This is a genomic window from Persicimonas caeni (assembly GCF_006517175.1).
Classification (GTDB): domain Bacteria; phylum Myxococcota_A; class Bradymonadia; order Bradymonadales; family Bradymonadaceae; genus Persicimonas; species Persicimonas caeni.
On sequence record NZ_CP041186.1, the window covers coordinates 4,911,543 to 4,933,291 of the forward strand.

The following is a 21,749-nucleotide window of genomic DNA, read 5'->3' on the forward strand; positions in this document are numbered from 1 at the left end:
CAAAGACCGCTTCTGTGCAAAAATTTCGTGCGATCGCAGCGTGTTAGCGCCTTGCGAAGGATGGGGTGGGCGACTACAACTTCGGTGGAATCTTAACCGCCCCCACGCAAGCGCATGCTGACATGAGTGAAGACAAAACCACTGGCTGCCCCGTCGCCCACTCGCCGGCGTCTTCCGACGACGATCAAGAACTCTTGAGCTACGGCTCGTACCTGAGGGTGCCCGAGTTGTTGGAGCTGCAGGAGCTCAAGAGCGAGCCGCCGGCGCACGACGAGCTTCTGTTCATCATCATCCACCAGACCTACGAGCTCTGGTTCAAGCTGATCTTGTTCGAGCTCGACAGCGTACGCGACGCGATGCGAAACGACGACCCGTACGAGGCGTCGCGACTTCTGCAGCGCGTGCTGACCATCGAAGGGCTTCTGGTCCAGCAGATCCACGTGCTCGAGACGATGACCCCGCGCGATTTCCTGAGCTTTCGCTCCGCGCTCATGCCTGCCAGCGGTTTCCAGTCCGCCCAGTTCCGGGAGGTGGAGTTCGCCAGTGGCATCAAGCAGGGTGGTGAGGTGATGAAGAATATGCAGATGCTCGAGCAGGAGCGCGAGCGTCTGGAGCGTCGGCTCGAGGAGCCGAGCCTGCGCACCGAGTTTTACGAGCTTCTCCAACGACTCGGCTACGAGGTGGCGGTGCCGCCCGAGGAAGGCGAGGCCGACGAGGAGACGCGTCAGAAGGTCTTCGACGGCCTACACGACGTGTACGAGAACCCCGAGAATCACTTTCACGTGTACAATTTGGCCGAGGCTCTGGTCTCCCACGACCAGAATATCTTGCTGTGGCGTTTCCACCACGTGCGGGTCGTCGAGCGGCTCATCGGCACCAAGCCCGGGACCGGCGGCTCGTCGGGCGTGGGCTATCTGTCGTCGACCCTCGAAAAGCGCGCTTTCCCGTTGTTGTGGGAAGTGCGCGGTCAGCTGAGCGACGAGGCGCTGTACGGCACTCGCCGCGGCCCCACCCAGCCGCCGCTTGGCGAATAAATCGCAGAGCACCTTGTCTTCTCAGAGCACCTTGCCTTCTCAGAGAACCTTGCCTTCGAGGGTGTAGTCGAATTGCGACTCGCCCTCGGAGGCGCCGAGCACCCCTGCCTTGAACGACCAGATCGAGTTGCTGTTCTTGACGATGATCGTCCATGTCTCGGTGTTGCCATCACGCACGCACTGCATGGATCGATATTGGTCGTCGCGCCCCTCATCACAGGGAACGCTCGCCCCGCCGACGCGCACGTCGAGCCCCCATTCGGAGTCGATGCACATCTCGGGCACGGTCAGCTTGACCTGCATTCGGAACTGGGCGTCACACGGCGCGATATTCATGCCGAAGTAGTCGCCCTCTTCGTCGTAGCACATCGTGCCGTTGATGGTCGTCGACCAGTCCTCGGGCTGCTCGAGCGAGCCGTAGCAGCCCAGGGTGGTGTCCTTGAACTCGTCGGCGTCGATCCACTCGTCGTTGTCGTAATTGTCGTCGTTCTCGCAGGTGACCGTGAAGGGGTCGACCGCGCACGTCTCGTCGCCGCCGGAGTCTTGCCTGCCGGAGTCTTGGCCACCTGAATCTTGGCCACCTGAATCTTGGCCACCGGAGTCTTCGCCCGTGGAAGCATCGTCGCCCGTCGAAGTGTCTGGGCTCGAGGCGTCGGGGTTTGGCGAATTGTTCTGGGTGTTGTTTCCGGTGTCGGTGCCCGTCTGAGGCTGACAACGTCCGGCGACACAGGTCTCCCCGCTAAAGCAATCGTCGGAGGTGGAACATGCCTGCGGATTGTCCGAGCAGCCGCTCGCGGCCAGGCACGTCAACAGGAGAGCGGTAGCTGCGCTGGTCGCGGCGTTCGTACGGAGGCGAGTCGACATCATTGGTGTAGTTTGACCGTGATTTCGTAGGGGACTTGAACTTTCTTGTCGCTCGACCCGTGGGAGACGGCGAAATAGGCTGCTCGGTTTTCGCTCTGGACCGGCGTTTGCTCGACGATGTGCTGGATGCGCAGGCCGCCGTTTTCGAGCGGAGTGCAGTTCGTGTTCGCGTCGTCGCACGAGTGGTTCTTGAACTCGAAATTGACCAACTCGGTGGTGCACTGGTTGGTGGGGCGGAACTCGAAGTCGATGTAGTAGGCGAAGTCTTTGCAGGTGTTGTAGCTGAAGTCGTAAAAGTCAGCCGTCTCCAGCGGGCACAGCGTGGCGCTGAAGGTCTGGTCGATGGGTCGAAAGTCGAGCCGACACCCGAAGGCCTCGTTGGCGTCGAAGATATGCTCCGACGCAATCCACTCTTCGTTGGGCTCGTACTCGTCGTTTTGGCAGGTCTCGCCGAACGGGTCGGCGACACACTCGGGCTCGCCGTTGTTGTTATTCGACGAACCCGTGTCGTCTCCGCTCGTGCCGGAGTCGCCTTGCGTGCCCGAATCGCCCTGCGTGCCACCGTCGGCCGAGGTGTTGTTGTCGGGCGTACCGTTGTTGGAGGCGTCCGATTCGGTCACCACCAGGCACTTACCGCCTCGGCACACCTCGCCGCCGAAGCAGTCGTCGGTCGTCTCACACGCTGCCGAGTCGGAGCAGGCGGAGAGTGCGGCAGCCGCACAGCCGAGAAAGACCAGGCTTAGGATTGTTCGCAACGTATTCATGAGCATCACTCTAACGTGCGTGTCGGCCGGAATCCAGTAGCGGGACGTGCTGCAGAGGCGTGTCGCCTTAAATAGACGCAACCGCGCTCATGTGCTAATGGCAGAGCCGTTACTTTTTAGCTGATTGTATTGCCCGTTGGAGTGAATTGTCATGAATAACCGCAATGCGCGTTTGTACTCGTTGTTGGTCGCGTCACTGCTTGCCTTTGGCGCGCAACCCGCTTTTGCTCAGGAAGCCGAAGGGGCCGACGACGCCGCCGAAGAGACCAAGACCGAAGGTGAGCAGGCCGAAGAAGGCCAGGACGAGGCTGAAGAAGCCACCGAAGCCACCGAAGCCACCGAAGAAGGCGAAGACGCTAAAGAAGACGAGGACGGCGAGGACGACGAACCCGCCGAGAGCGCGCACGGAAGTTACGAGTGGAAGCCCTCTTGGGGTGGTGGTGTCGAAGCCGGCGTCTTCTTCAGCGACCTCGATCGCTGGAACAGGAACCTGCTCGAAGACGAAGCGCAGTTCGACACGAGCACCATCTGGCACTTCGACGGCGCCGTCGAAGCCTCGTTCATCGAGGGCACGCGCCTGTCGGTGTTCGGAGGATTCACCACGCCGTTTGCCGACAACCCCTCCCTGACCGCCTGGTATGTGGGCCTCGAGCCGGCCTTCGCCTTCCGCCGCGACGAGTGGGAGATGGCCGTGGGCCTGAGCACCGGTGTGGGCGGGACCAACCTGTCGGTCGATCCCGACAAGAGCGCCGACACCAAGCTCGTGTTGCTGCGTCCGTTTTTGGAGGTCCGCCGCTATCTGAGCGAGAGCGCTGCGGTTTACGTGCGCGGCGGCTTCAACCAGTGGCTTCCGTTCGACGTGGCCACCGAGGGCGGCCTGCAATTCGGCGAGGACGTCCGGGATACCAACGAAGAGGAGCTCGACGAGGGCGGGGCTTACCTGGCCCTCGGCGTGCGCTTCGGTAGCTATCCCGAGCACGTCAAGATCGTGCCCGACACCGACGGCGACGGCTTCCGCGACGACGTCGACAGCTGCCCCGAGAAGCCCGAGGACGAAGACGGCTTCGAAGATGAAGACGGCTGCCCCGAGCTCGATAACGACGACGACGGCATCAATGATGACGTGGACGAGTGTCCCAACAAAGCCGAAGACAAAGACGGCTGGAAGGACGAAGACGGTTGTCCCGAGACCGATGATGACACCGACGGCGACGGCATCCTCGACAAAGATGACGAGTGCCCCGAGAAGGCCGAAGACAAAGACGGCTTCGAAGATGAAGACGGCTGCCCCGATCCCGACAACGACGAAGATGGCATCGCCGATGCCGACGACGAATGCCCCAACCAGAAGGGTGTCGCCGAGAAGAACGGCTGCCCGCTCAAGCGCGTTGTCGTGACGCTCAAGCGGATTATGATCAACGAGAAGGTCTTCTTCGAGTACAACAAAGCTGACATCCAAGAGAAGTCGTTCGACCTGCTCAACGAGGTCGCCCAGGTCATCAAGGACAACCCGCGGATCAAGAAGATCGAGATCCAGGGCCACACCGACCACAAAGGCAGCGACGACTACAACATGGAGCTGTCGGACAAGCGCGCGAAGTCGGTCCACGACTACCTGGTCGAGCAGGGCGTCGACGCCGATCGCCTGACCTCGAAGGGCTACGGCGAGACCGACCCGCTGGTGCCGCTCGAAGAGGGCCAAGAGGACAAGGATGAGACCGAAGAGGCTGCGGCCCAAAACCGCCGCGTCGAGTTCGTCATCCTCGAGCAGGAAGACGTCAAGAAGGTCGTGCCCGAAACCGAAGTCCCCGAGGACGCCGCCGAGGTCGAAGAGACCGACGAGACGGTGCCTGTGAATGGTTCTGATGACGAAAAGAAAGAGGATGACGAGTATGCCGAATAACTCGCCGTACATCCTGATCGCCGCTGCGCTGGCTCTCGGGTTCGCCTCGTGCGAGCCGAAGGGCGGCGCCGGCGCCCGTGTCGACGAAGCCTCCGGTTCTGCGCCGGGGGCTTCGTCGTCTTCCGAACCTTCGGCCGAGCCGGCCGTGATGGAGCCACAGGGCTTCGTCCAAGAGGCCGAGCTGCGCAGCCTGCCCGGCGGTGTGGTCGACGGCGACACCTTCAAGGTGGTCGGCTATGCCGAGAGCCTTCGGCTGCTCAACATCAACACCGAAGAGTTGCTGCACAAACGCGCCGACCGCGCCAAGGCCGCCCAGAACTGGAAGGCCTACCTTCGCGAGCAGACAAAGGGAGAAGGCTTCGAGACCTTCGGCACCCCGATGGGCCAGGAGGCCAAGGAATGGGCCCGCCAATTCTTCAAGGGCGTCGATCCGAAGGCCGACGAAAAGAAGATCTGGCTCGAGTACCAATCGGCCACGCGCACCCACGGCTTCTTCGACCGGCATCTGGTCTACGTGTGGGTCAAAAAGGACGGCGATTGGGTGAACTACAACCTCGAGGCCGTCCGGCAGGGCATGTCGCCGTACTACACAAAGTACGGCTACAGTGATCGACTCCACGACGAGTTTGTCCGAGCCGAGCGCGAAGCCCGCGAGCATAAGCGCGGCATCTGGGCTCCGGGGGCGAAGTCGTATCCCGACTACCCCGAGCGCATCGCCTGGTGGAATCGGCGGGCCGACCAGATCGCCAAGTTCCGCGAGCATTTCGACGACAACCCGCGCTTTGTCGACCTCGCCACCGACACCGCGTTCGCCACGCTGCGCACCCGCTTGGGCCGCCGTGTGGTTGTCTTTGGCGAGCCCACCTCGTTCAAAGAGCGCGGCGACCCGCAGCGCATCCGCATGAGCTACCGCTACCGGCGCGATTTTCCGATCGTCTCCTTCGAGCCGGTCGACATGACCAAGAGCGGCGTGAACCCCGACAAAGAGGAATTCATCTACGTCGAGGGCGTGGTCAGTATGTATCGCGGCGATCCGCAGCTTCGGTATGACGAGAAGAGTTGGATGCGGTCGGGAAAGGAGCCGCCGGTGGGGGAGGACAATTGAGGCGGTTTAGTTCGCAAAATCAGGCGCCTCGGTTCGCGAAAGCTTTCTACATGAGCAATTAAGGACATAGGGGCTGCGAGCCGAGACACATTCCCGGTATGCAACCCTTATGTCCTTAATTGCTCATGTAGCGGGCGCCACCTATCTGCAAGGCCCTCTCTATGAAACCATCTATTTCAATCTTCCTCCTCTTCGCCATGCTCACCGCCTGCGCGACGGGGCCGCAGCCTACGTCAGAGCCTGCGGCTCAGCAGAAGCTCGCGCCAGGCATCTACGCCACCGACACCGGCGAGGAACTCACCGAGGAGCAGTTGCTCGACCGACTCGCCGAGCATCAGTACGTGGTGGTCGGCGAGCAGCATGACGACGCGTGGCACCACGAGATCCAGGCGCGCGTCTTGCGTGGCTTGGCTGAGCGGGTCGACGAGGTGGCGCTTGGCATGGAGATGTTCCAGCGGCCGTTTCAGGGGCCGCTCGACGCCTATGTCGCCGGGGAGATCGACGAAGAACAGATGCTCGAGCAGACCGAGTGGGCCGAGCGCTGGGGCTTTGGCACTGAGATGTATCGCCCGCTGTGGCTCTTCGCGCGTGAGCAGGCCGCGCCCATCATCGCGCTGAACGCGCCGCGCGAGCTCTCGCGCAAGATCGCCGAGGTGGGGCTCGAGGGGCTGGACGAGGCCGAGCGCTCGGAGATTCCCGAGCTCGATCTCGATAACCAGGCGCATCGCAAATACGTGCGCCGGGCCTTCGAGCAGCACGACATGGAGATGAGCGACGAGCGATTCGAGCGCTTCTACACCGCCCAGGTCGTCTGGGACGAGACGATGGCCAACACCGCCGTCGAGTTCGTGCACAACCGCGCTGATGTCGACACGATGCTCATCGTCGCCGGCGGCGCCCACGCCCACCGCGGTTTCGGTATCCCACCGCGCATCGAGCGACGCACCGACGCCGACGTCGTCACCCTCCAACCGGTCACCGACCCTCAATCGGCCACCATGGAGCAACTGGGCGTGGCGGCCGACTTTGTGTGGATCAAGGAATGAAGGCGTAGCAAATCGCAACCCCTATGTCCTTAAATGTCTATGTAGAGGGCGCCTCGGTTCCTGAAGAAGGCAATCTACATGAGCAATTAAGGACATAAGGGCTACGCATCGTCACGTTTACTTGACTGGGACCGAGCCAGCTACTAGGTTCGCCGCCCGCGTTCGGCTCGCCTCCAATCCCTGCACGGGCGGCCGCACCACTGATCGAGCACACGAATAGAGGCCCATATGGCACGCGTAACTGTCGAAGATTGCCTGGAAAAGGTCGAAAACCGCTTCGCGCTGGTGATGATGGCAACCCAGCGCGCCCGCGAAATCCGCAAGGGCGCTCCGCGCATCTTCCCGTCGGGCAACAAAGAGCCGGTGCACGCGCTCCGCGAGATCGCCGCTGGTTTCGTCAAGTTCGACGACCGCAGCAAGCGCAAGCTTTCGCGCGTTCTGTCGCTTCCGGAGCTCGGCGAAGAGGGCGAAGAGACGGTTTGACGCCGGCTTTTCTAGTCCTTCTTCTTTTTCGTGCTCTGGGGCACCAGCCCTGCACTCTTCAGATCACTGAGGTCGAGACTCTCGCCGCGTCGTAGCTTTTGAAGCACGGGGCTAGGGTCACGGCCTTTTTGTGCCTTCTTGGGCCGACCGAGGCATTTGAACGCCTCGACGAAGCCGTCGAATTTGTCGGCGAGCTCCTCGTAGATCTGCTGGAAGAGACCTCCCGGATCCTTGAACATCATCAGGTCGCTCAGTTGGCCATATGCGATCCGGCCGACATTGCGGTAGTATTGCGAGCTGACGGTGCCGCGCCGGGTAAGGTGGGCGTCGAAAAAGCCGCAGTTGAACAGGCTGACGTCTCCCAGGCGCCTGTAGGCGACGATGCGTTGTTCGCCCGGGGCGTTCATCGCGTCACCGAGCAAAAACGCCGCCGGCTTCTGGAAGCCGACTTCCTGGGCTAGCTGGGGGTCGAGGCGTACGAAGTTCTCGAGCAGGTGCACCAGATACGCCTCGGTATTCTCGGTGCTGTCGACACCGATGGCGTCGAATGCGGCCTTGAGTTCTTCACGAAAATAGTTGAGAAGATTACTCGTACTCTGAATCGATCCCTGCGATCCCTTCATTTAAATCCTCCTGCACGTACTGCGTTGATCGAGCGAAGCCAGTATACCAAAGTGCCAGATGCGACGCCAAGATATCGTTGTTTTTCCTTGATATTCGCCGTCTTGGCGGTCCTCTCCGTGAATTTGGGCGACGTCGAGCACTCGTACGCTCAGGATCCCGAGCCGGGCGCGCAAGGCGCACCAGACGCGAAATCGGAGACCCAGCAAGCAGCTGCGGCCTCGCGCAAGGAAGTCGTTTTGTGGACCTTCCGGGCACCGGGATTGCCGCAGACGATGCTGCCGAAAATGCACCAGGGCCTCGAGGCATCCCTCACCGGTGAAACTGGACGCCATCTATTCGGTGAAAAGGCATTCCGGACCTACGTGGCGCAGAAGAGCGCTCCGACGCCCGATTGCTTGAAGGGGCTCGAAGCCTGCGTGTCGCCCCAGACACTCGCCTTCGATGCATTGGGGCTGACGATGGTCATCCGCGTCGACGTGACTCGGAACGCCGATGGCCTGACGGCGAATTACGCGCTGGTCGATCGGCGCGGCGAGGTCGCCCGCGAAGCGAGCGTGCAGGGCAAGACGCCTCGCGAGCTTGCGTTTGCGCTGGCCGGCGAGATCTTCGACGCCACTGCCAGCATCACGCTTCGCAGCGAGCCCGAAGGCGCGCAGGTCGAGATCGACGGCGAAGCCGTGGGCACCACCCCGCTCAATTATCGCCTCCCGGTCGGCAAACACACCTACACGATGCGCCTGGCCGACCACCGCGTGGTCGAGGGCTCGTTCGAGCTGGAGAGTTCGGGCGCCAAGGATATCCACGAGAAGCTCGACGAGCTTCCCGGCGTGCTCTTGGTCCGCGACGCGCCCGACGGCGCCAAGGTCTTCGTCGACGGCGAGGAGCGCGGCCTGGCCAGTGAGCGCCTCGAGCTCGAACCGGGTACCTATACGGTCGAGATTCGCGCTAAGGGCTTCGACACCCACAGCGAAGAGGTCACGCTCTCTGCCGGTCAGGTAGCCGAAAAGCGCGTGCGCCTCGAAAAGAGCAACCCTTTGCTCAAGGACATCGAGCCCAACTCCATTGCGGTCAACAGCTATATCGGCCGGCTCTCCTTCGACCAGAGCCTGCACATGACGACGTTCCGCGATGCACGTGGCGATTCGGCAGGGACGGACTTCGAATTCTTGGGCTTCGCCAAGGAGGACCAACCCTCGGTGCTGGGAGAGGACCTGCGCCGGCTGACCGCGCCGAGCGGGTTGCGCTTCGACTTCACCTACAGCTGGGAGAATTTCGGGCTCGTCCTGCTCTCGGCTTCATATGCTTCGAGCAGCCTCGACCAAAAGGCGTTCGTCGACTCGTCCGCCTCCGACAACCCCATCAGCGTGACGGTAACCGACATGAGCCGGTTGCAGCTTCGTCCGCTGCAGGTGCGCTACCGGCACTTCTACAAAAACTTTGCGCCGTTCGTGGAGTTGGGCACCGGCATCAATATCCAGTGGGTCGAGGTCGACGGCGAGCTCCTCGAGCAGCCGGTGACGTTGTCGAACTCCGAGGCGTTCTGGACGCTCGGGTTGGGCGGCTCGTACTTCTTTACGCCCAACGTCTTCGGGATGCTTCGCTACAGCGCGCAGTTCTACTTTGACGACGGCTTGGGCACCGAGAACGTGCTCAGCGTGGGCGCCGGGGTGGCGCTTCCGAACTTGTTTGGTTTCGAGCCCGAACCGCCGGAGAAATTATGAGGCGCGCTCTGACCATCACAATCGCGACTCTGCTCCTGGGCGCAGGTCTTCTGCTGGGCCAAGGCGTCGCCCACGCCGCGCCCGAGGCACCCACCGATGGCTACGACGTGGTCATCAAAGTGGCCAACAGCGCCTACAACGACGGCAAATACAAAGAGGCGGCCAGGGGCTTTATTCAGGCGATCCAGTCGCGCCCGGAGCGCGCGGTGCCATATCGCAACCTGGCGCGCACCTACTTCTGGCAGTCCCAGTACGCCGAGGCGGTCGCCTACTACGACATGTACCTGCGGCTGGCGACCGACGCCGACGACCGCAAGCAGGTCCAGTCCGAGCGCAGGCTCGCCTCCTCGCGTGCCGGCGAGCAGGTGTGGACGACGCCCGAGCCGCAGCGCCAGGCGCTCGGCGCCCTCGAAGAGCAACTCGAGAAGGGCGCTGCCTACGCGCCGGGCGGCGGTGGCGCTTGGGGGCTTTACAACACGCTGCTTCGCACCGGCTTCGCCCAGCCCGAGTTGGCCAAGCTTCGCCGTCGGCTGGTCAGCAAGCTCCTCGACGAGTTCGAGGGGACGCTCGTGCCCGATGCAAATCAGCCCACGCCGCGCCTCGATCTGGATGCGTGGCAGCTCCAGCAGGAGCGCTTGGAGGCCGCTCGCCAGCTCACCCACGACGAGGCGCTGCTCGCCATCATCGAGCGTCGCTCGGCGCTCGTTGGAGTGGGCTTGGCCCTGCTCAATGGTCAGTACGACGAAGTGGTCGCCACGGCCGGCCCCGCGCTCGAAAAGAACCCCGACATGCCGTTCGTGCGCTGGCTGCAAATCACCGCGCTCGTCGAAGAAGGCGAGCACGAAAAGGCGCTCGACGCCGTCGAGGCGCTGGCCAAGCAGCTCGCGCAGACCCGCCCCAACCAACTCGGCTACGCCAAGATTCTGCGTGCGTCTATCTTGCAGCGTATGGGCCGAGGCGACGACGCCGCAGATCTGTACCTGGGTCTGATCGAGAAATGAGCCATGGCCAGAGCCTCGCACATAAGAGCCTCGCATATGCTGGTCGTCGTCCTTCTGAGCGTCGGCGCGTCGAGCGTGGGCGTGCTGGCCGGCTGTGATCGCAGCCCCGAAGAAGCTCCCGCGGCGTCTGCCGGCGCAGGGGCGGGCGTCGACGCCGAGAAGCTCGTCGAGACGCTCGAGCGCGAAGGCGTGGCTGCCGAAGCGCGCCTCGAAGCGATTCACAAAGCCCGCGACGCCAAGGTCGCCAAGGCCATCCCGGCGCTCCAAAAGCTGCTGAAATCGCCCAACCCCGAGATCGTCGTCGCCTCGGCAGCCGCGCTCAACGGGCTCGACGCCAGAGAGGCGACCGGAAGCGTGCTCGAGGCGGCGGGGCGCCTGGGGCGCGAGAATCATTACGAGCAGCTTCGTCAACTTCTGTTCATCATCGGTGATATCGGCGGTCCCGAGGCGCGCACGTATCTCGAGACGGTCGCCGACAGCCACGACGTGCCTCCGATTCGCCACACCGCCGGGCAGGTGCTCGAGCGGATGAATTGAGCTCAACAAGGGATTGTCATGAGCGTGCATATCGAAGAACGCGATGCCGCCCTGTGGGCGACGATCGATCGCCCCGACGCGCTCAACGCCGTCGACTACGAAGTGATGGAGGGCTTGGAGTCGGCGCTCGACCGCCTCGAGTCCGAGGCGCAGTGGCGCGCGTTCGTGCTCACCGGCGCCGGCGAAAAATGCTTCGTGTCGGGCGGCGACCTCAAGAAATTCGCCGATCTGACCACCGCCGAGCAGGCCGCCGAGATGGCCGGGCGCATGAAGGCGATTCTGGCGCGTCTCGAGGCGCTCGATTGCTGGACCATCGCCTGCATCAACGGCGACGCCTACGGCGGCGGCTGTGAGACGCTGCTCGCCTTCGATTTCCGCGTCGCCGCCGAAGGTGCGCGCTTTGGGCTGACGCAGGCCAACTTTCACGTGACCCCGGGCTGGGGCGGGCTGACGCGGCTCGTCGAGGCGATCGGGCGGCGCCAGGCGCTTCGCTGGCTGGGCGAGGCGACGGTGGTCGACGCCGAGCGCGCGTTGCAGGCAGGCCTCATCGACCGGGTCGTGCCCCGAGCGGCGCTGGAGCAATCGGTGATTTCGCTTGTCGAGCGTCTGGCCGAGCAAGATCGCGAGCTGATCGGCGCGCTCAAGCACGGCGCCATGCAAGCGCGGGAGATGGGGCGAACCGAGGCGATCGAGGCCGAGCTCGAGCCCTTTTGCGACCTGTGGGCCGGCGACGAGCACGCCCGGCGGGTCGAGACATTTTTGAGCCGAAACGACGACGAGTGACAGATGGCAGATCTTTCGAAGAACGCACCGTTCGTGGTGATTGAAGGCCTCGACGGGGCGGGGACCACCACTCAGACCGCGCTGCTCGTCGAGCGGCTTCAGGCAACAGGCCAGGAGGCGATCTCGACGCGCGAGCCGTCCGACGGCCCGGTGGGCGTGCTCATCCGCCAGATGCTCTCCAAGCGCGTCGTCACGCCCCGAGCCGACGGCTCGGTCGGGCCGGTGGGCCGCGAGGTGCTCGCGCTCTTATTCGCCGCCGACCGCCTCGATCACGTCGAGGCCGAAATCGAGCCGGCGCTCGCCGCCGGCAAGGCGGTCATCAGCGACCGCTACTACCACTCCAGCTTCGCCTACCAGGGCGACGTCGACGCCTCCGACCACTTCGACATCGACTGGGTGCGCACGCTCAACGAACGCGCGCGCACCCCGGACGTGACCTTCTTTTTGGAGGCGCCCGTCGACCTGTGCCTCTCTCGCATGAGCGGGCGCGGCAGCCGCGACATCTACGAGACGCGCGAGAAGCTCGAGCGCCTCGAGCGGCGCTACGCGCAAGTGATGGGAGCGTTGGAGGAGGAAGGCGAGCGCATCGTGAGGCTCGACGCGAGCCTCGCTATCGACGAATTGTCCGACGCGATCTACGCCATCGTGACGGGCGAGTCGTGAAACTCAACTCGACAAGACCTTCGAATATACCTGCAACGTCTTTCGAGCTGTGAGCGGCCAGCGAAACTCGGCGGCGCGGCGTTGTCCGCGGTCGACGAGGCTGTTGTAGAGGCTGTCGTGAGTCATGACCCGGCGGATGGCGTCGGCCATCTCGCCGGTATTGTGCGGGTCGACCTTCAGCCCGCCGTTGGCGGCGACGGTGCGCATCGGCTCCAGGTCGCTGACGACGGTGGGAACCCCCATCGCCATCGCCTCGAGCACCGGCAGTCCGAACCCTTCGACAAGTGACGGGAACACGAACATGCGCGCGTGGCCAAGGACCTGACGAAGCTCGTCGTCGCTCAAAAAGCCCGTGAGCGTGACGTGCTCGGCGACCTGAGACCACTCGATCTGGGGGCGCAGCGCCTCGCAGTTGCCGACGAGCACCAGGTGACCCGCGTCGAGCTCGGGGCGCACCCGGGCGAAGGCGTCGATGAGCCGGTTTAGGTTCTTGTACGGCTTGCCGTTGCCGATGGCGACGATATAGGGCGTCTCGTTCTGCACCAATTTGGGCAGTACGCCCGTGGGGGGCGGGGCGGGGCGGAAGAACTCGGGCGTCACGCCGTGATAGACCGTCGTAAAGTGGCCGCGCCGCAGCCAGGGGCGTGCGCGTTGGGCGGTCGGCTCCGACACACAGATGACGTGGTCGGCGGTCTTGAGCGCGTAGGGGATCGCCGCCGAGGCGAACGCGCGGATCGCTTCCGCCTGCAGCCAGGTCGGCTGCGACTGGTGCGGGTAGTCAATCCAGACCAGGTCGTGCAACGTGACGACGATCTTCGAGGCCCCGCTGCGGCCCCGCCTCAACCCCACCGGCAAGATGTGGAACAGGTCGTGGTAGATGTCCGGCGCGCCGTGCTCGCGAAAGACCCGCTTGAGGGGGCCCGCGCCAAGCAAGAAGTTCTCCATATTGTCGATCGGCCGATCGACGAACACCTCTTTCAATCTGTACCCGAGCACCTCGATCGGCTCGCGATTGGAGCTGTGCCGAATGACGATGAACTCGTGCTGGGGCGCCTGACGCACGAGCTCGGGGATGAGGCTCAGCGCGTAACGAGCCACGCCGGCGGGCGTCTCGGTGATATTGCGTGCGTCTAGGTAGATTCTTGCCATGTCGAGGTCGGCGAAACTTGGGGCAGGGGGAGTGGTTGAGTGGTTCGGTGGATCAGTGGTTTCTTGGTTGAGCGGTGTCTCGGTCTTGGGGCGTTGTCGACTATGTCCGCCAAGCGGGGGCTGCGCGATGCAGCTCAGGGGCTCGAACAAGAAACCACTCAATCACTGAATCACTCAACCCCTTCGAGCGTTTGGCGATAAATCGATAGCGTATCTTGGGCGCACTTGCGCCAGGTGAATTTGGCGGCGTGTTCGAGGCCGCGTTGGCGTTGTTGTTGCCAGAACTCGTCGTCGTCGAAGAGCTTTCGCAGCGCGCCGGCCAGCTCGGAGGGCGACTCCGGGTCGGCGGTCAGCGCGGCGGGGCCGGCGACCTCGCCGGGCGCGCCGTAGGTCGAGGTGACCACCGGGGTGCCGCACGACATCGCCTCGAGCGCCGGCAGGCCGAAGCCCTCGTACAGTGACGGGAACAAAAACGCGTGCGCCAAGCTATACAACGCGCGCAGCTCGTCGCCGGTGACGTAGTCGAGCTGGATGATGCGCGAGGCGACGTCGGGGTCGGCCATCAACTGCTTCAGACGCGTGGCCGGCCCTCGGGTCAGTCGGCGCACGAGCACGAAGTAGACGTCCGGGTCGTGGCGAAACGCCTCGATGAATCCGGCGAGCGCGCCTGCGTGGTTTTTGTACGGCGAGCCCTGACCGACCACGAGCACGAAGCGCGAGCGTGGTGTGAGCCATTTTGAGAGCAGCGGCCAACCTTTTTCGGGGGCCATCGGACGAAAAAACGGGTCGACACCGTTGTAGGTCACGTGAACGCGGCCGGCCTTCTGTGGGAAATAGTCTTCGATCGAACGCCGCGAGTGATGCGACACGGTCAAAATGCGCGTGGCCTGCGCGGCCGAGCGCGGGATCAACTGCTGATAGAATGTGCCGGTGACCAGCTTCCGCCACCAACTGTCGGTGCAGTAGTTCTTGTCGAGCAGCCACATGATATCGTGCAACGTGAAGATACACGGCACGGGCACGTCGGCCGGCAAGATATTGAACGGCGAATGAAACAAGTCGACGCCGCGAAAATCGATGCTCTTGGTGAGTAAAAATCGCGTGCGCAATGAATTTGGGGCGGCCGCATACGTCTGACACGATACCCGAGGCGATTCGAACGGCCGAGGCCGGCTCGGATGGGTGATGAGCTTCAAGCGCAACGTATCGTCGAGCTCGAGCAGCTGCTCGATGAGGTTTTCGGTGTATCGCCCAATGCCGCTCGACTGATCGCTGATATAGCGCGCGTCGAGCATCACACAGGCGTCGGTATGAGACGAATGGGCTGCAGGCATCGAGCCGGTCCTGCTCTAAAGTCTTAGAAAACTGTTCGAATCGCGTCGTCGAACGTAGTATGAAGCAGCTGTTAGCTGCCAGCCCGTGTACCCTAATCGAGTCCGGCAACTCTGCAAGTCCAGAGATTTTGCGATGACAGGCCTTCTCAAACGATTCATAGCCGTCTTCTTCCGGCGCATCGTCGGCCGCCACTACCTGGTGATCAGTGCGCTGAGCCTTCTGTTGAGCGGTTTGGCCATCTGGGTCATCGCCACTCGGTGGAATATCAACAGCGACTTCAAGGCGCTGCTGCCGCAAACCTCGGCGGCCTATCAGGCCATGGAGGAGGTCGGCGATCGCGTCGGCAGCGGCTCGGCGCTCTTTGTGGTGATCGACTCGCCCGACGGCGAGGCCAACAAGCGCTTCGCCAAGGTCTACGCCGAGAAGCTGCGCGGGCTGCCCGAGGTCGCGCTCGCCCACTACCACAACGACAAGAGCTTCTTCAAAAAGCACCAGCTGCTCTACCTCGACGAGCCCGACCTGCAGAAGCTGCGCGACAAGCTCGCCGACAAGATCCGCGACAAAAAGCGCAAGGCCAACCCGCTCTTCGTGTCGCTGGGAAGCTCGGACGATGATGACGACGATGAGCTCATCGACAAGAAGCAGCTCGAAGAGAAGTACCAGGACCTCGCTCACGAAGATTACAAGGAGTACTTGGTCAGCGACGACGGCTACGCGCTCACGATCGTGGTGCGCTTCGTCGAGTCGTCGACCAACCTGGAGGCGACCAACCGGCTGCTCAACAAGGTCAAAGACCTGGGCCAGAGCCTCGAGCCGAGCGAATATCACCCGGAGATGGCCCTCGAGTACGGCGGCGGGCTGATCAACCGCCAGAAGGAGTACAGCTCCATCCTCGACGACGTGCAGACCTCGGCGGTCTTCACGCTGGTCGGTCTGTTCTTGATCATCGCGCTCTATTTCCGCCGGCTGCGAGCCATCAGCTTCGTGCTCACCCCGCTGATCATGAGCGTGCTGTGGACGCTGGCGATTGGCTTCTTGGTCTACGGAGAGCTGACGACCGTCACGGTCTTCATCTTCGCGATCCTGCTCGGCCTCGGCATCGACTTCAGTATCCACTTGCTAAGCGGCTACGACCACGCCCGCGCCGAGGGCAAGGAGCCGGTCGACGCGCTCATCGAGTGCTACAATACCACCGGCAAGGCCACCGTCGTGGGTGCGTTTACCACCTTCGTGACCTTCTTGGTGCTCAGCTTCGCGCAGTTCCGCGGGTTGAGTCAGTTCGGCCAGGTCGCCAGCGTCGGCGTTATGTGCACGCTGTTGGCGATGATGGTCGTGCTGCCGGCGCTGATCTTGACCGTGCATCGCTTCAAGCCGCACGAGCCGTCGGCCGCAGGCGCTCTATTCGGCCTGTCGATGCCCGAATGGGCCAAGGAGACGCGCGTTCGGCGGTTCGCGCCGGTGCTGCTGCTCTTGGCCGCAGGGCTGACCACGTTTGCCGCCGTCCAGTCGCCGCAGCTTCGCTTCGAGGAGAATTTCCGCCGCGTCGGCAAATTCACCCCGCCGTGGCAGGCTGCAGAAAAGAAGGAACAGAAGAAGGACCCCGCCGCCGAGGCCGAGTCGCAAGCGGCCCACCTCGCCCGCAAGGTCGCCTCGCAGGCCGTTCAGGTGCGAAGCCAGGTCGATCCCGACACCTACAAGCCGGATCGCAAGCAGAAGACCACCGGCCAAAAGTACACCAGCGCGGTCAGCGGCAAGCAGTCGTCGACGCCGACGCTGCTGCTCTTCGACGACCCGGAAAACGCACGCCAAGTCTACGAGCATATGTCCGCGCTCAAGCGCGAGGGCAAGCTCGAGACGGTGCGCTCGGTGGCCTCCATCTACGCGTTCATGCCGGGCACGTTGGACGCCCAGAAAGCGCGCATGGACGAGATCGCCGCGCTCGGTAAAGTCATCGACGACGATGACCGCTCCTTCCTCGACAAAAAGGAACGCAAGCGCGTCGCCGAGCTCGACGATCGCGTCGACGTCGAGCCGTTCAGCATCTACGACCTGCCGACCTGGACCAAACGCCTCTTCAAGGAGGCCGGCGCCGGCGCCAAGCCCGCTCACGAGGGCGAAGAGTACGCCTTCGAGTACACCATCTACGTCAACGAGGCGGTCGACCACATGAAGGGCGCCGAGGCGCGCCGCTTCCTGAGCGAGCTTCAGCAGGTCAAAAAAGACACCGGCATCGACTTTCGTATCGGCAGCCAGTCGTACATCTACACGGCGATGCTCGACGAGATCAAAAACGACGGCGTGGTGATGCTGAGCATCGCGCTGATCATCGTCTTCCTCATCTTGGCCTTCACCTTCCGCCATCCGCTGCGCGGCCTGGTCGCCTTCACGCCGCTGTTGCTCGGCGCGCTGTGGATGTTCGGCATCGCCGCCTTCGTGGGGCTTCGCCTCGATTTCTTCAACGTCATCATCTTGCCTGTGGTCATCGGCCTGGGCGTCGATGACGGGGTCCACTTCTACTACCACTACCGCGAGAAGGGCCGCGGCTCGGTCGGCGAAGTGTTGCGCAAGGTCGGCTCGGCGATCACGATGACCTCGATCACCTCGATGATCGGCTTCGGCGGCCTCGCCGTCACCGACTACGCCGGGCTTCAGTCGATCGGCTACCTGGCGATCATCGGCATCGCGACCACGCTGCTGGCCACCCTGCTGGTGCTGCCGGCAATCTTATGGCTCGGCGAGAAGTATGATATTCAGTGGTTGGTAGGTGAGTGAACTGAAGGCCTCTGCTTCTTGACGCGGCCCCTCCGCCTCATGCGTCGCCGCCTGCGGCGGCTGGCACTCGGCACCTCCCCCCGGCGAAAGCCGCGGGGAGGAGCTTCTTCGTGAATCGAAAAGTGGCAGCAGGGCGAGGGGCTCCTCCCCGGCGCGTTCAGCGCGGGGGAGGTGGCGGCGAGGCGAAGCCATAGCCGCCGGAGGGGCTGCCTCAGCAACCAGAGGCGTACCAATTTCGAGTTGTGATATGACCAAAGTAGTTCCAATTCTCCTAGCTGTGACCCTCCTCACAGCCTGCGGCGCAGACCGCAATCAAGCCCCCACCGCCAGCCTGTCGGCCGGCGCCTCCGAAGTCGCCCTGGGCGACGAAATCACCCTCGACGGCACCGCCAGCACAGACCCCGACGGAGACCCGCTCTTGTTCCGCTGGTCGGTCGACGCGCCGCAAGGCAGCGCGGTCGACCTCTCCGGCGAGCGTGCCCAGACGGTCAGCTTCACCCCCGACATCCTGGGCACCTACACGGTGCGCCTGAGCGTCGACGACGGCGAGTTCGAAAGCCAGCCCGTCGCCGTCACGGTCGAGGCGACCGGTTCGGGCGCACCGGTGGCCGACGCCGGCGACGACCAGTCGGTCGAGGTGGGCGCCGAGGTCACCCTCGACGGCACCGGAAGCTCCGATCCCAACGGCGACGCCCTCACGTACACTTGGTCGATCAAGCAGCCCCCGCCCGGAAGCTCGGCTTCGTTGGACGATCCCAGCGCCGCCCAGCCCACCTTCACGGCCGACGTCGCCGGCGACTATATCATCGCGCTGGTCGTCTCCGACGGTGAGCTGGAGAGTCAGGAAGACACCGTCACGATCTCGGCCGGCAGCGGCAACCTGCCGCCGCAGGCGGACGCCGGCGAGGACCAGACCGCCGACGTCGGCCGCGAGGTCGTGCTCGAGGGGGGCGGCACCGACCCGGACAGCAGCGAGTTGACCTACTTCTGGTCGTTCGTCTCCCGCCCCACGGGCAGCAACGCCGCCATCAGCGGCGCGGTCACCGACACCGCCCGGTTCACCCCGGACGTCGAGGGGACCTACGAGATCGAGCTGAAGGTGAGCGACGAAGAGAGCTCGGACACCGACACGGTGGTCGTGACCGCCGAGACCTCGGTGAGCACGACTTGCCTGCTCATCTCGGAGTACATCGAGGGCTCGAGCGACAACAAAGCCGTCGAGCTCTACAACTGCGACAACGCCCCCATCGATCTGAGCGGGTTCGGCCTGTGCGTCGTCTCCAACGCGAACACCACCTGCACCAACTACGACATCGCGCTCGACGGCGAACTCGCCGCCGGCGACGTGCTCACCCTGTGCAACACCGGCCTCGATTCGGCGGTCTACGACCCGGCGAACTGCGACGTGGTCGACGGCTCGGTCAACTTCAACGGCAACGACCGCATCGTGGTCTACGAAGACGTCGACGACAGCGGCGACTTCGGCACGGGAGACATCCCCGCCGACACCTTCGGCGAAATCACCAACGTCCCCTCGTCGGCGACCACCTGGTCCGACACCACGCTGCGTCGCTGCGACTTCGAGCGCCTCGACGGCGCCTCGGGCTTCGACTTCACGCAATATTTTGTCGAGGCAGCGACGGACGATTTCAGTGATTTTGGCCAGGCGCCGACGGAAGGGTGTCCGTGATTCGCGTTGGGGCAACCATTTGTTGCACGTGGATCATTCTCGCAACCGCCTGCAACGACGAGCCGCCCTACGTGCCGCTCCAGAGCGGCCGGGCATGCGTCGACTCTGCGCAGATGGGCGATCCCGACGGTGATTCGGACGGCGCCCACGACGACTGCGACAACTGCCCCGATCTGGCCAACCCCGACCAAGCCGACTCGGACCACGACGGCCGGGGCGACCTGTGCGACGGAGATATCGACGGCGACGGCATCGCCAACGACGAGGACACCTGCCGGGGCGTGTTCGACCCGAGCCAGCAAGACTCCGATTCGGACGGGCTGGGCGACGTCTGCGACGCGTGCCCGCTTTTCGAGGGGAGCGGAGACGACGGTGACGGCGACACGGTCGCCAGGTGTCTCGACAACTGCCCTGCGACCGCCAACACAGACCAGGCCGACGCCGACGCCGACGGCGTGGGCGATGCGTGCGACAACTGCCCGAACACGCCCAACGCCGGCCAAGCCGACGTATGTGCCGAGCCCGGCGAGCCGGACAACTTCCGTGTCGAGGAGGCGACGGTCGCCGATATCCACCGCGCGATTCGCACAGGCGAGGCGACCTGCTCACAAATCACCGACGCCTACCTGCAGCGCATCGCGCGCTTCGACCTCGACGTGAGCGAAGGGGCGCCCATCAACGCCTTCGTCATGCTCAATGAGAGCCTGCGCGAGCAGGCCAGCGCGCTCGACGAGGCGTTCGAGGCCAGCGGCGAGCTCACCGGGCCGCTCCACTGCGTGCCGTTTGTCATCAAGACGAACTTCGATTCGACCGACACGACCACCACCAACGGATCATTCGCGCTCGCAGACACGTGGGCCCCCGACGACGGCTTCGCGGTCGCCCAGATGCGCGAGCGGGGAGCGCTGCTGGTCGGCTCGACCGGGATGGACGAGTTCGCCCGCGGCATCCACGGCATCGGCGGGCGCCACGGCAAGACCGGCAACGCCTACGACACCGACCTCAATTCGGGAGGCTCGAGCGCCGGCAGCGGCGCGGCGGTCGCGGCGAGCTTCGCGGTGGGCGGCACCGGCACGGACAATTGCGGATCGTTGTCGATCGCGGCGGCCTACGGGGGGCTGGTGACCATGCGCTCGACGTTCGGGTTGGTCAGCCTCGACGGCGTCTTTCCGAGCGGACGGCTCGATACGGTCGCCGGGCCCCTGGCGCGCTCGGTGCGTGACATGGCGCTCTTTTTGGACGCCATGGCCATGCGCAATTCTGATGACCCTCTCCATACGAGTAGCTTGTGGCGGCGTCCCGCCTCATTTACCGAGCACCTCGACCCCGACGGGCTACAGGGGCGGCGCATCGGCGTGCTTCGCCAGTTGTCGGGTCGTGCGAGCAAACGGTACCGTGAACCGTTCGAGGGAGGTGACGCCAGCACCCACAAAGCCTGGACCCGCGCGCTCGGGGATCTCGAGCGCCTGGGCGCCGAGATTGTCGAGAACGTCCATATCCCTTCATTTTCGAGCCGCCGCTACGGTGGCGGGCTTGTCGTCGACGTGAACGCCTACCTGAAGACGGTCGATTCACCGGTCGATAACTTCGAGCAACTGTGCCGCACGCGTGCACTCTCGAGGTTCGTGTACGACAGCATCGGAGAGTGTTTGGAAGATGCCGAATGCCGTTCGGACAACCCGTGGGGCGGGCTGCACGACGGCGCCGAGGCCTACGAGCGAAACCGAAGCCGCGTCGAGCGGGCGATGGACGACCTCGAGCTCGACGCGCTGGTGCTTCCGGCCGACGCCTACGGTGCGGCCAATCGGCTCGCGACCAAGAGCAACTGCATCTTGCCGGCGACCTCCGGGCTGCCCGCGATGGTCGTGCCCGCAGGGTTGTCGAGCGACACGCCCCGGCTCCCCGTCGGGCTGATGTTCATCGGCCGCGCCTTCGACGAGCCGACGCTCATCGAGATTGGGTACGCCTACGAGCAGGGCACCGGCTGGCGCCGGCCTCCGACGCTCGCGTCGAACACCTCGCCCGACGACGTCCCTCGCCTCGATTTGGCCCAGGCCAACGCGCTGCGCCGCCGCATCGCCCGCGCCGCCTTCGACGAAGTCCTGGCCGACGGCGGCAAATTCGACCTGAGCGCCAGTCGCTTCCGCACCATCGCTCGTCGGGTGCTCGAGGATGCCGGGGCGGATTATTTGTTGGGGGGGACGGAGTGAGTGTGACCGCGAGCCCCGACAACCCGAACGCTCCGAAAAGGCAACCCTTATGTCCTTAACGCCCG

18 protein-coding genes are annotated in these 21,749 nt (G+C 64.0%); 13 read left to right on the plus strand and 5 right to left on the minus strand.

Translation table 11 applies throughout. From position 1 onward, the window contains the following. Positions 1-122 precede the first annotated feature (122 nt). The gene (locus tag FIV42_RS18120) at positions 123-1,034 is read left to right on the plus strand and encodes a tryptophan 2,3-dioxygenase (protein ID WP_141199049.1); all 912 of its coding nucleotides are present in this window, start codon (positions 123-125) and stop codon (positions 1,032-1,034) included. A gap of 39 nt (positions 1,035-1,073) precedes the next feature. Here FIV42_RS18120 and FIV42_RS18125 read toward each other — a convergent pair whose 3' ends face one another. Further along, a complete protein-coding gene (locus FIV42_RS18125) occupies positions 1,074-1,898 on the minus strand; it encodes a hypothetical protein (RefSeq protein WP_141199050.1) in 825 nt (274 codons plus the stop codon). Then, positions 1,898-2,662 carry a hypothetical protein gene (locus FIV42_RS18130; protein ID WP_141199051.1) on the minus strand — a complete coding sequence of 255 codons (765 nt, stop codon included), beginning with the start codon at positions 2,660-2,662 and terminating at the stop codon, positions 1,898-1,900. Before FIV42_RS18130 ends, FIV42_RS18125 begins: the two co-directional genes overlap by 1 nt. A gap of 151 nt (positions 2,663-2,813) precedes the next feature. Between FIV42_RS18130 and FIV42_RS18135 the strand changes: the two genes are divergently transcribed. The 4 genes from FIV42_RS18135 (at position 2,814) to rpoZ (ending at position 7,199) form a co-directional block, all read left to right on the plus strand. After that, positions 2,814-4,565: an OmpA family protein gene (locus FIV42_RS18135; RefSeq protein ID WP_141199052.1), complete on the plus strand. Its 1,752-nt coding sequence runs from the start codon at positions 2,814-2,816 to the stop codon at positions 4,563-4,565. Beyond that, complete coding sequence (locus FIV42_RS18140) at positions 4,555-5,670, plus strand: thermonuclease family protein (protein WP_168210742.1); 1,116 nt, start codon at positions 4,555-4,557, stop codon at positions 5,668-5,670. Before FIV42_RS18135 ends, FIV42_RS18140 begins: the two co-directional genes overlap by 11 nt. Positions 5,671-5,831: 161 nt before the next feature. Further along, positions 5,832-6,716, plus strand: a complete 885-nt coding sequence (locus tag FIV42_RS18145) for a ChaN family lipoprotein (RefSeq protein ID WP_141199054.1) — start codon at positions 5,832-5,834, stop codon at positions 6,714-6,716. 228 nt (positions 6,717-6,944) lie between these two features. After that, positions 6,945-7,199: a DNA-directed RNA polymerase subunit omega gene (gene rpoZ / locus FIV42_RS31180; protein WP_141199055.1), complete on the plus strand. Its 255-nt coding sequence runs from the start codon at positions 6,945-6,947 to the stop codon at positions 7,197-7,199. A gap of 11 nt (positions 7,200-7,210) precedes the next feature. Here the strand turns inward: rpoZ and FIV42_RS18155 are convergent, their stop codons facing one another. Continuing rightward, positions 7,211-7,822 carry a hypothetical protein gene (locus FIV42_RS18155; RefSeq protein WP_141199056.1) on the minus strand — a complete coding sequence of 204 codons (612 nt, stop codon included), beginning with the start codon at positions 7,820-7,822 and terminating at the stop codon, positions 7,211-7,213. Positions 7,823-7,939: 117 nt separating this feature from the next. Here FIV42_RS18155 and FIV42_RS18160 point away from each other — a divergent pair, with 117 nt between their 5' ends. From FIV42_RS18160 to tmk, 5 genes are read left to right on the plus strand one after another with little or no spacing between them, the layout of a single operon-like run. Continuing rightward, entirely contained in the window at positions 7,940-9,544 is a 1,605-nt protein-coding gene (locus FIV42_RS18160; protein WP_141199057.1) for a PEGA domain-containing protein, read from the plus strand. Beyond that, complete coding sequence (locus tag FIV42_RS18165) at positions 9,541-10,545, plus strand: tetratricopeptide repeat protein (RefSeq protein WP_141199058.1); 1,005 nt, start codon at positions 9,541-9,543, stop codon at positions 10,543-10,545. The genes FIV42_RS18160 and FIV42_RS18165 overlap by 4 nt, the downstream gene beginning before the upstream one ends. Before the next feature lie 36 nt (positions 10,546-10,581). After that, positions 10,582-11,082 carry a HEAT repeat domain-containing protein gene (locus tag FIV42_RS18170; protein WP_141199059.1) on the plus strand — a complete coding sequence of 167 codons (501 nt, stop codon included), beginning with the start codon at positions 10,582-10,584 and terminating at the stop codon, positions 11,080-11,082. 18 nt (positions 11,083-11,100) lie between these two features. Further along, a complete protein-coding gene (locus FIV42_RS18175; RefSeq protein ID WP_141199060.1) occupies positions 11,101-11,865 on the plus strand; it encodes an enoyl-CoA hydratase/isomerase family protein in 765 nt (254 codons plus the stop codon). Between the two features lie 3 nt (positions 11,866-11,868). Next, positions 11,869-12,528 carry a dTMP kinase gene (tmk, locus tag FIV42_RS18180; RefSeq protein WP_141199061.1) on the plus strand — a complete coding sequence of 220 codons (660 nt, stop codon included), beginning with the start codon at positions 11,869-11,871 and terminating at the stop codon, positions 12,526-12,528. Between the two features lie 3 nt (positions 12,529-12,531). Here the strand turns inward: tmk and FIV42_RS18185 are convergent, their stop codons facing one another. Both FIV42_RS18185 and FIV42_RS18190 read right to left on the minus strand, forming a co-directional pair. Next, entirely contained in the window at positions 12,532-13,677 is a 1,146-nt protein-coding gene (locus FIV42_RS18185; RefSeq protein WP_141199062.1) for a glycosyltransferase family 4 protein, read from the minus strand. Between the two features lie 170 nt (positions 13,678-13,847). After that, positions 13,848-15,011: a glycosyltransferase family 4 protein gene (locus FIV42_RS18190; protein WP_141199063.1), complete on the minus strand. Its 1,164-nt coding sequence runs from the start codon at positions 15,009-15,011 to the stop codon at positions 13,848-13,850. A gap of 133 nt (positions 15,012-15,144) precedes the next feature. Between FIV42_RS18190 and FIV42_RS18195 the strand changes: the two genes are divergently transcribed. The 3 genes from FIV42_RS18195 (at position 15,145) to FIV42_RS18205 (ending at position 21,684) form a co-directional block, all read left to right on the plus strand. Next, entirely contained in the window at positions 15,145-17,784 is a 2,640-nt protein-coding gene (locus FIV42_RS18195) for an efflux RND transporter permease subunit (protein ID WP_141199064.1), read from the plus strand. A 247-nt stretch (positions 17,785-18,031) separates the two neighbouring features. Continuing rightward, a complete protein-coding gene (locus FIV42_RS18200; protein WP_141199065.1) occupies positions 18,032-19,474 on the plus strand; it encodes a PKD domain-containing protein in 1,443 nt (480 codons plus the stop codon). A 71-nt stretch (positions 19,475-19,545) separates the two neighbouring features. Beyond that, the gene (locus FIV42_RS18205; RefSeq protein ID WP_141199066.1) at positions 19,546-21,684 is read left to right on the plus strand and encodes an amidase family protein; all 2,139 of its coding nucleotides are present in this window, start codon (positions 19,546-19,548) and stop codon (positions 21,682-21,684) included. Positions 21,685-21,749: the final 65 nt, after the last annotated feature.

What these genes read in the sequence shown, in the direction of transcription:
- FIV42_RS18170 (WP_141199059.1), top strand. Translation starts at nt 10,582, where the DNA reads ATGCTGGTCGTCGTCCTTCTGAGCGTCGGCGCGTCGAGCGTGGGCGTG.
- FIV42_RS18165 (WP_141199058.1), top strand. Translation starts at nt 9,541, where the DNA reads ATGAGGCGCGCTCTGACCATCACAATCGCGACTCTGCTCCTGGGCGCA.
- FIV42_RS18185 (WP_141199062.1), bottom strand. Translation starts at nt 13,677, where the DNA reads ATGGCAAGAATCTACCTAGACGCACGCAATATCACCGAGACGCCCGCC.
- FIV42_RS18195 (WP_141199064.1), top strand. Translation starts at nt 15,145, where the DNA reads ATGACAGGCCTTCTCAAACGATTCATAGCCGTCTTCTTCCGGCGCATC.
- FIV42_RS18140 (WP_168210742.1), top strand. Translation starts at nt 4,555, where the DNA reads ATGCCGAATAACTCGCCGTACATCCTGATCGCCGCTGCGCTGGCTCTC.
- tmk (WP_141199061.1), top strand. Translation starts at nt 11,869, where the DNA reads ATGGCAGATCTTTCGAAGAACGCACCGTTCGTGGTGATTGAAGGCCTC.
- rpoZ (WP_141199055.1), top strand. Translation starts at nt 6,945, where the DNA reads ATGGCACGCGTAACTGTCGAAGATTGCCTGGAAAAGGTCGAAAACCGC.
- FIV42_RS18120 (WP_141199049.1), top strand. Translation starts at nt 123, where the DNA reads ATGAGTGAAGACAAAACCACTGGCTGCCCCGTCGCCCACTCGCCGGCG.
- FIV42_RS18155 (WP_141199056.1), bottom strand. Translation starts at nt 7,822, where the DNA reads ATGAAGGGATCGCAGGGATCGATTCAGAGTACGAGTAATCTTCTCAAC.
- FIV42_RS18135 (WP_141199052.1), top strand. Translation starts at nt 2,814, where the DNA reads ATGAATAACCGCAATGCGCGTTTGTACTCGTTGTTGGTCGCGTCACTG.
- FIV42_RS18145 (WP_141199054.1), top strand. Translation starts at nt 5,832, where the DNA reads ATGAAACCATCTATTTCAATCTTCCTCCTCTTCGCCATGCTCACCGCC.
- FIV42_RS18125 (WP_141199050.1), bottom strand. Translation starts at nt 1,898, where the DNA reads ATGTCGACTCGCCTCCGTACGAACGCCGCGACCAGCGCAGCTACCGCT.
- FIV42_RS18200 (WP_141199065.1), top strand. Translation starts at nt 18,032, where the DNA reads ATGACCAAAGTAGTTCCAATTCTCCTAGCTGTGACCCTCCTCACAGCC.
- FIV42_RS18175 (WP_141199060.1), top strand. Translation starts at nt 11,101, where the DNA reads ATGAGCGTGCATATCGAAGAACGCGATGCCGCCCTGTGGGCGACGATC.
- FIV42_RS18130 (WP_141199051.1), bottom strand. Translation starts at nt 2,662, where the DNA reads ATGAATACGTTGCGAACAATCCTAAGCCTGGTCTTTCTCGGCTGTGCG.
- FIV42_RS18190 (WP_141199063.1), bottom strand. Translation starts at nt 15,011, where the DNA reads ATGCCTGCAGCCCATTCGTCTCATACCGACGCCTGTGTGATGCTCGAC.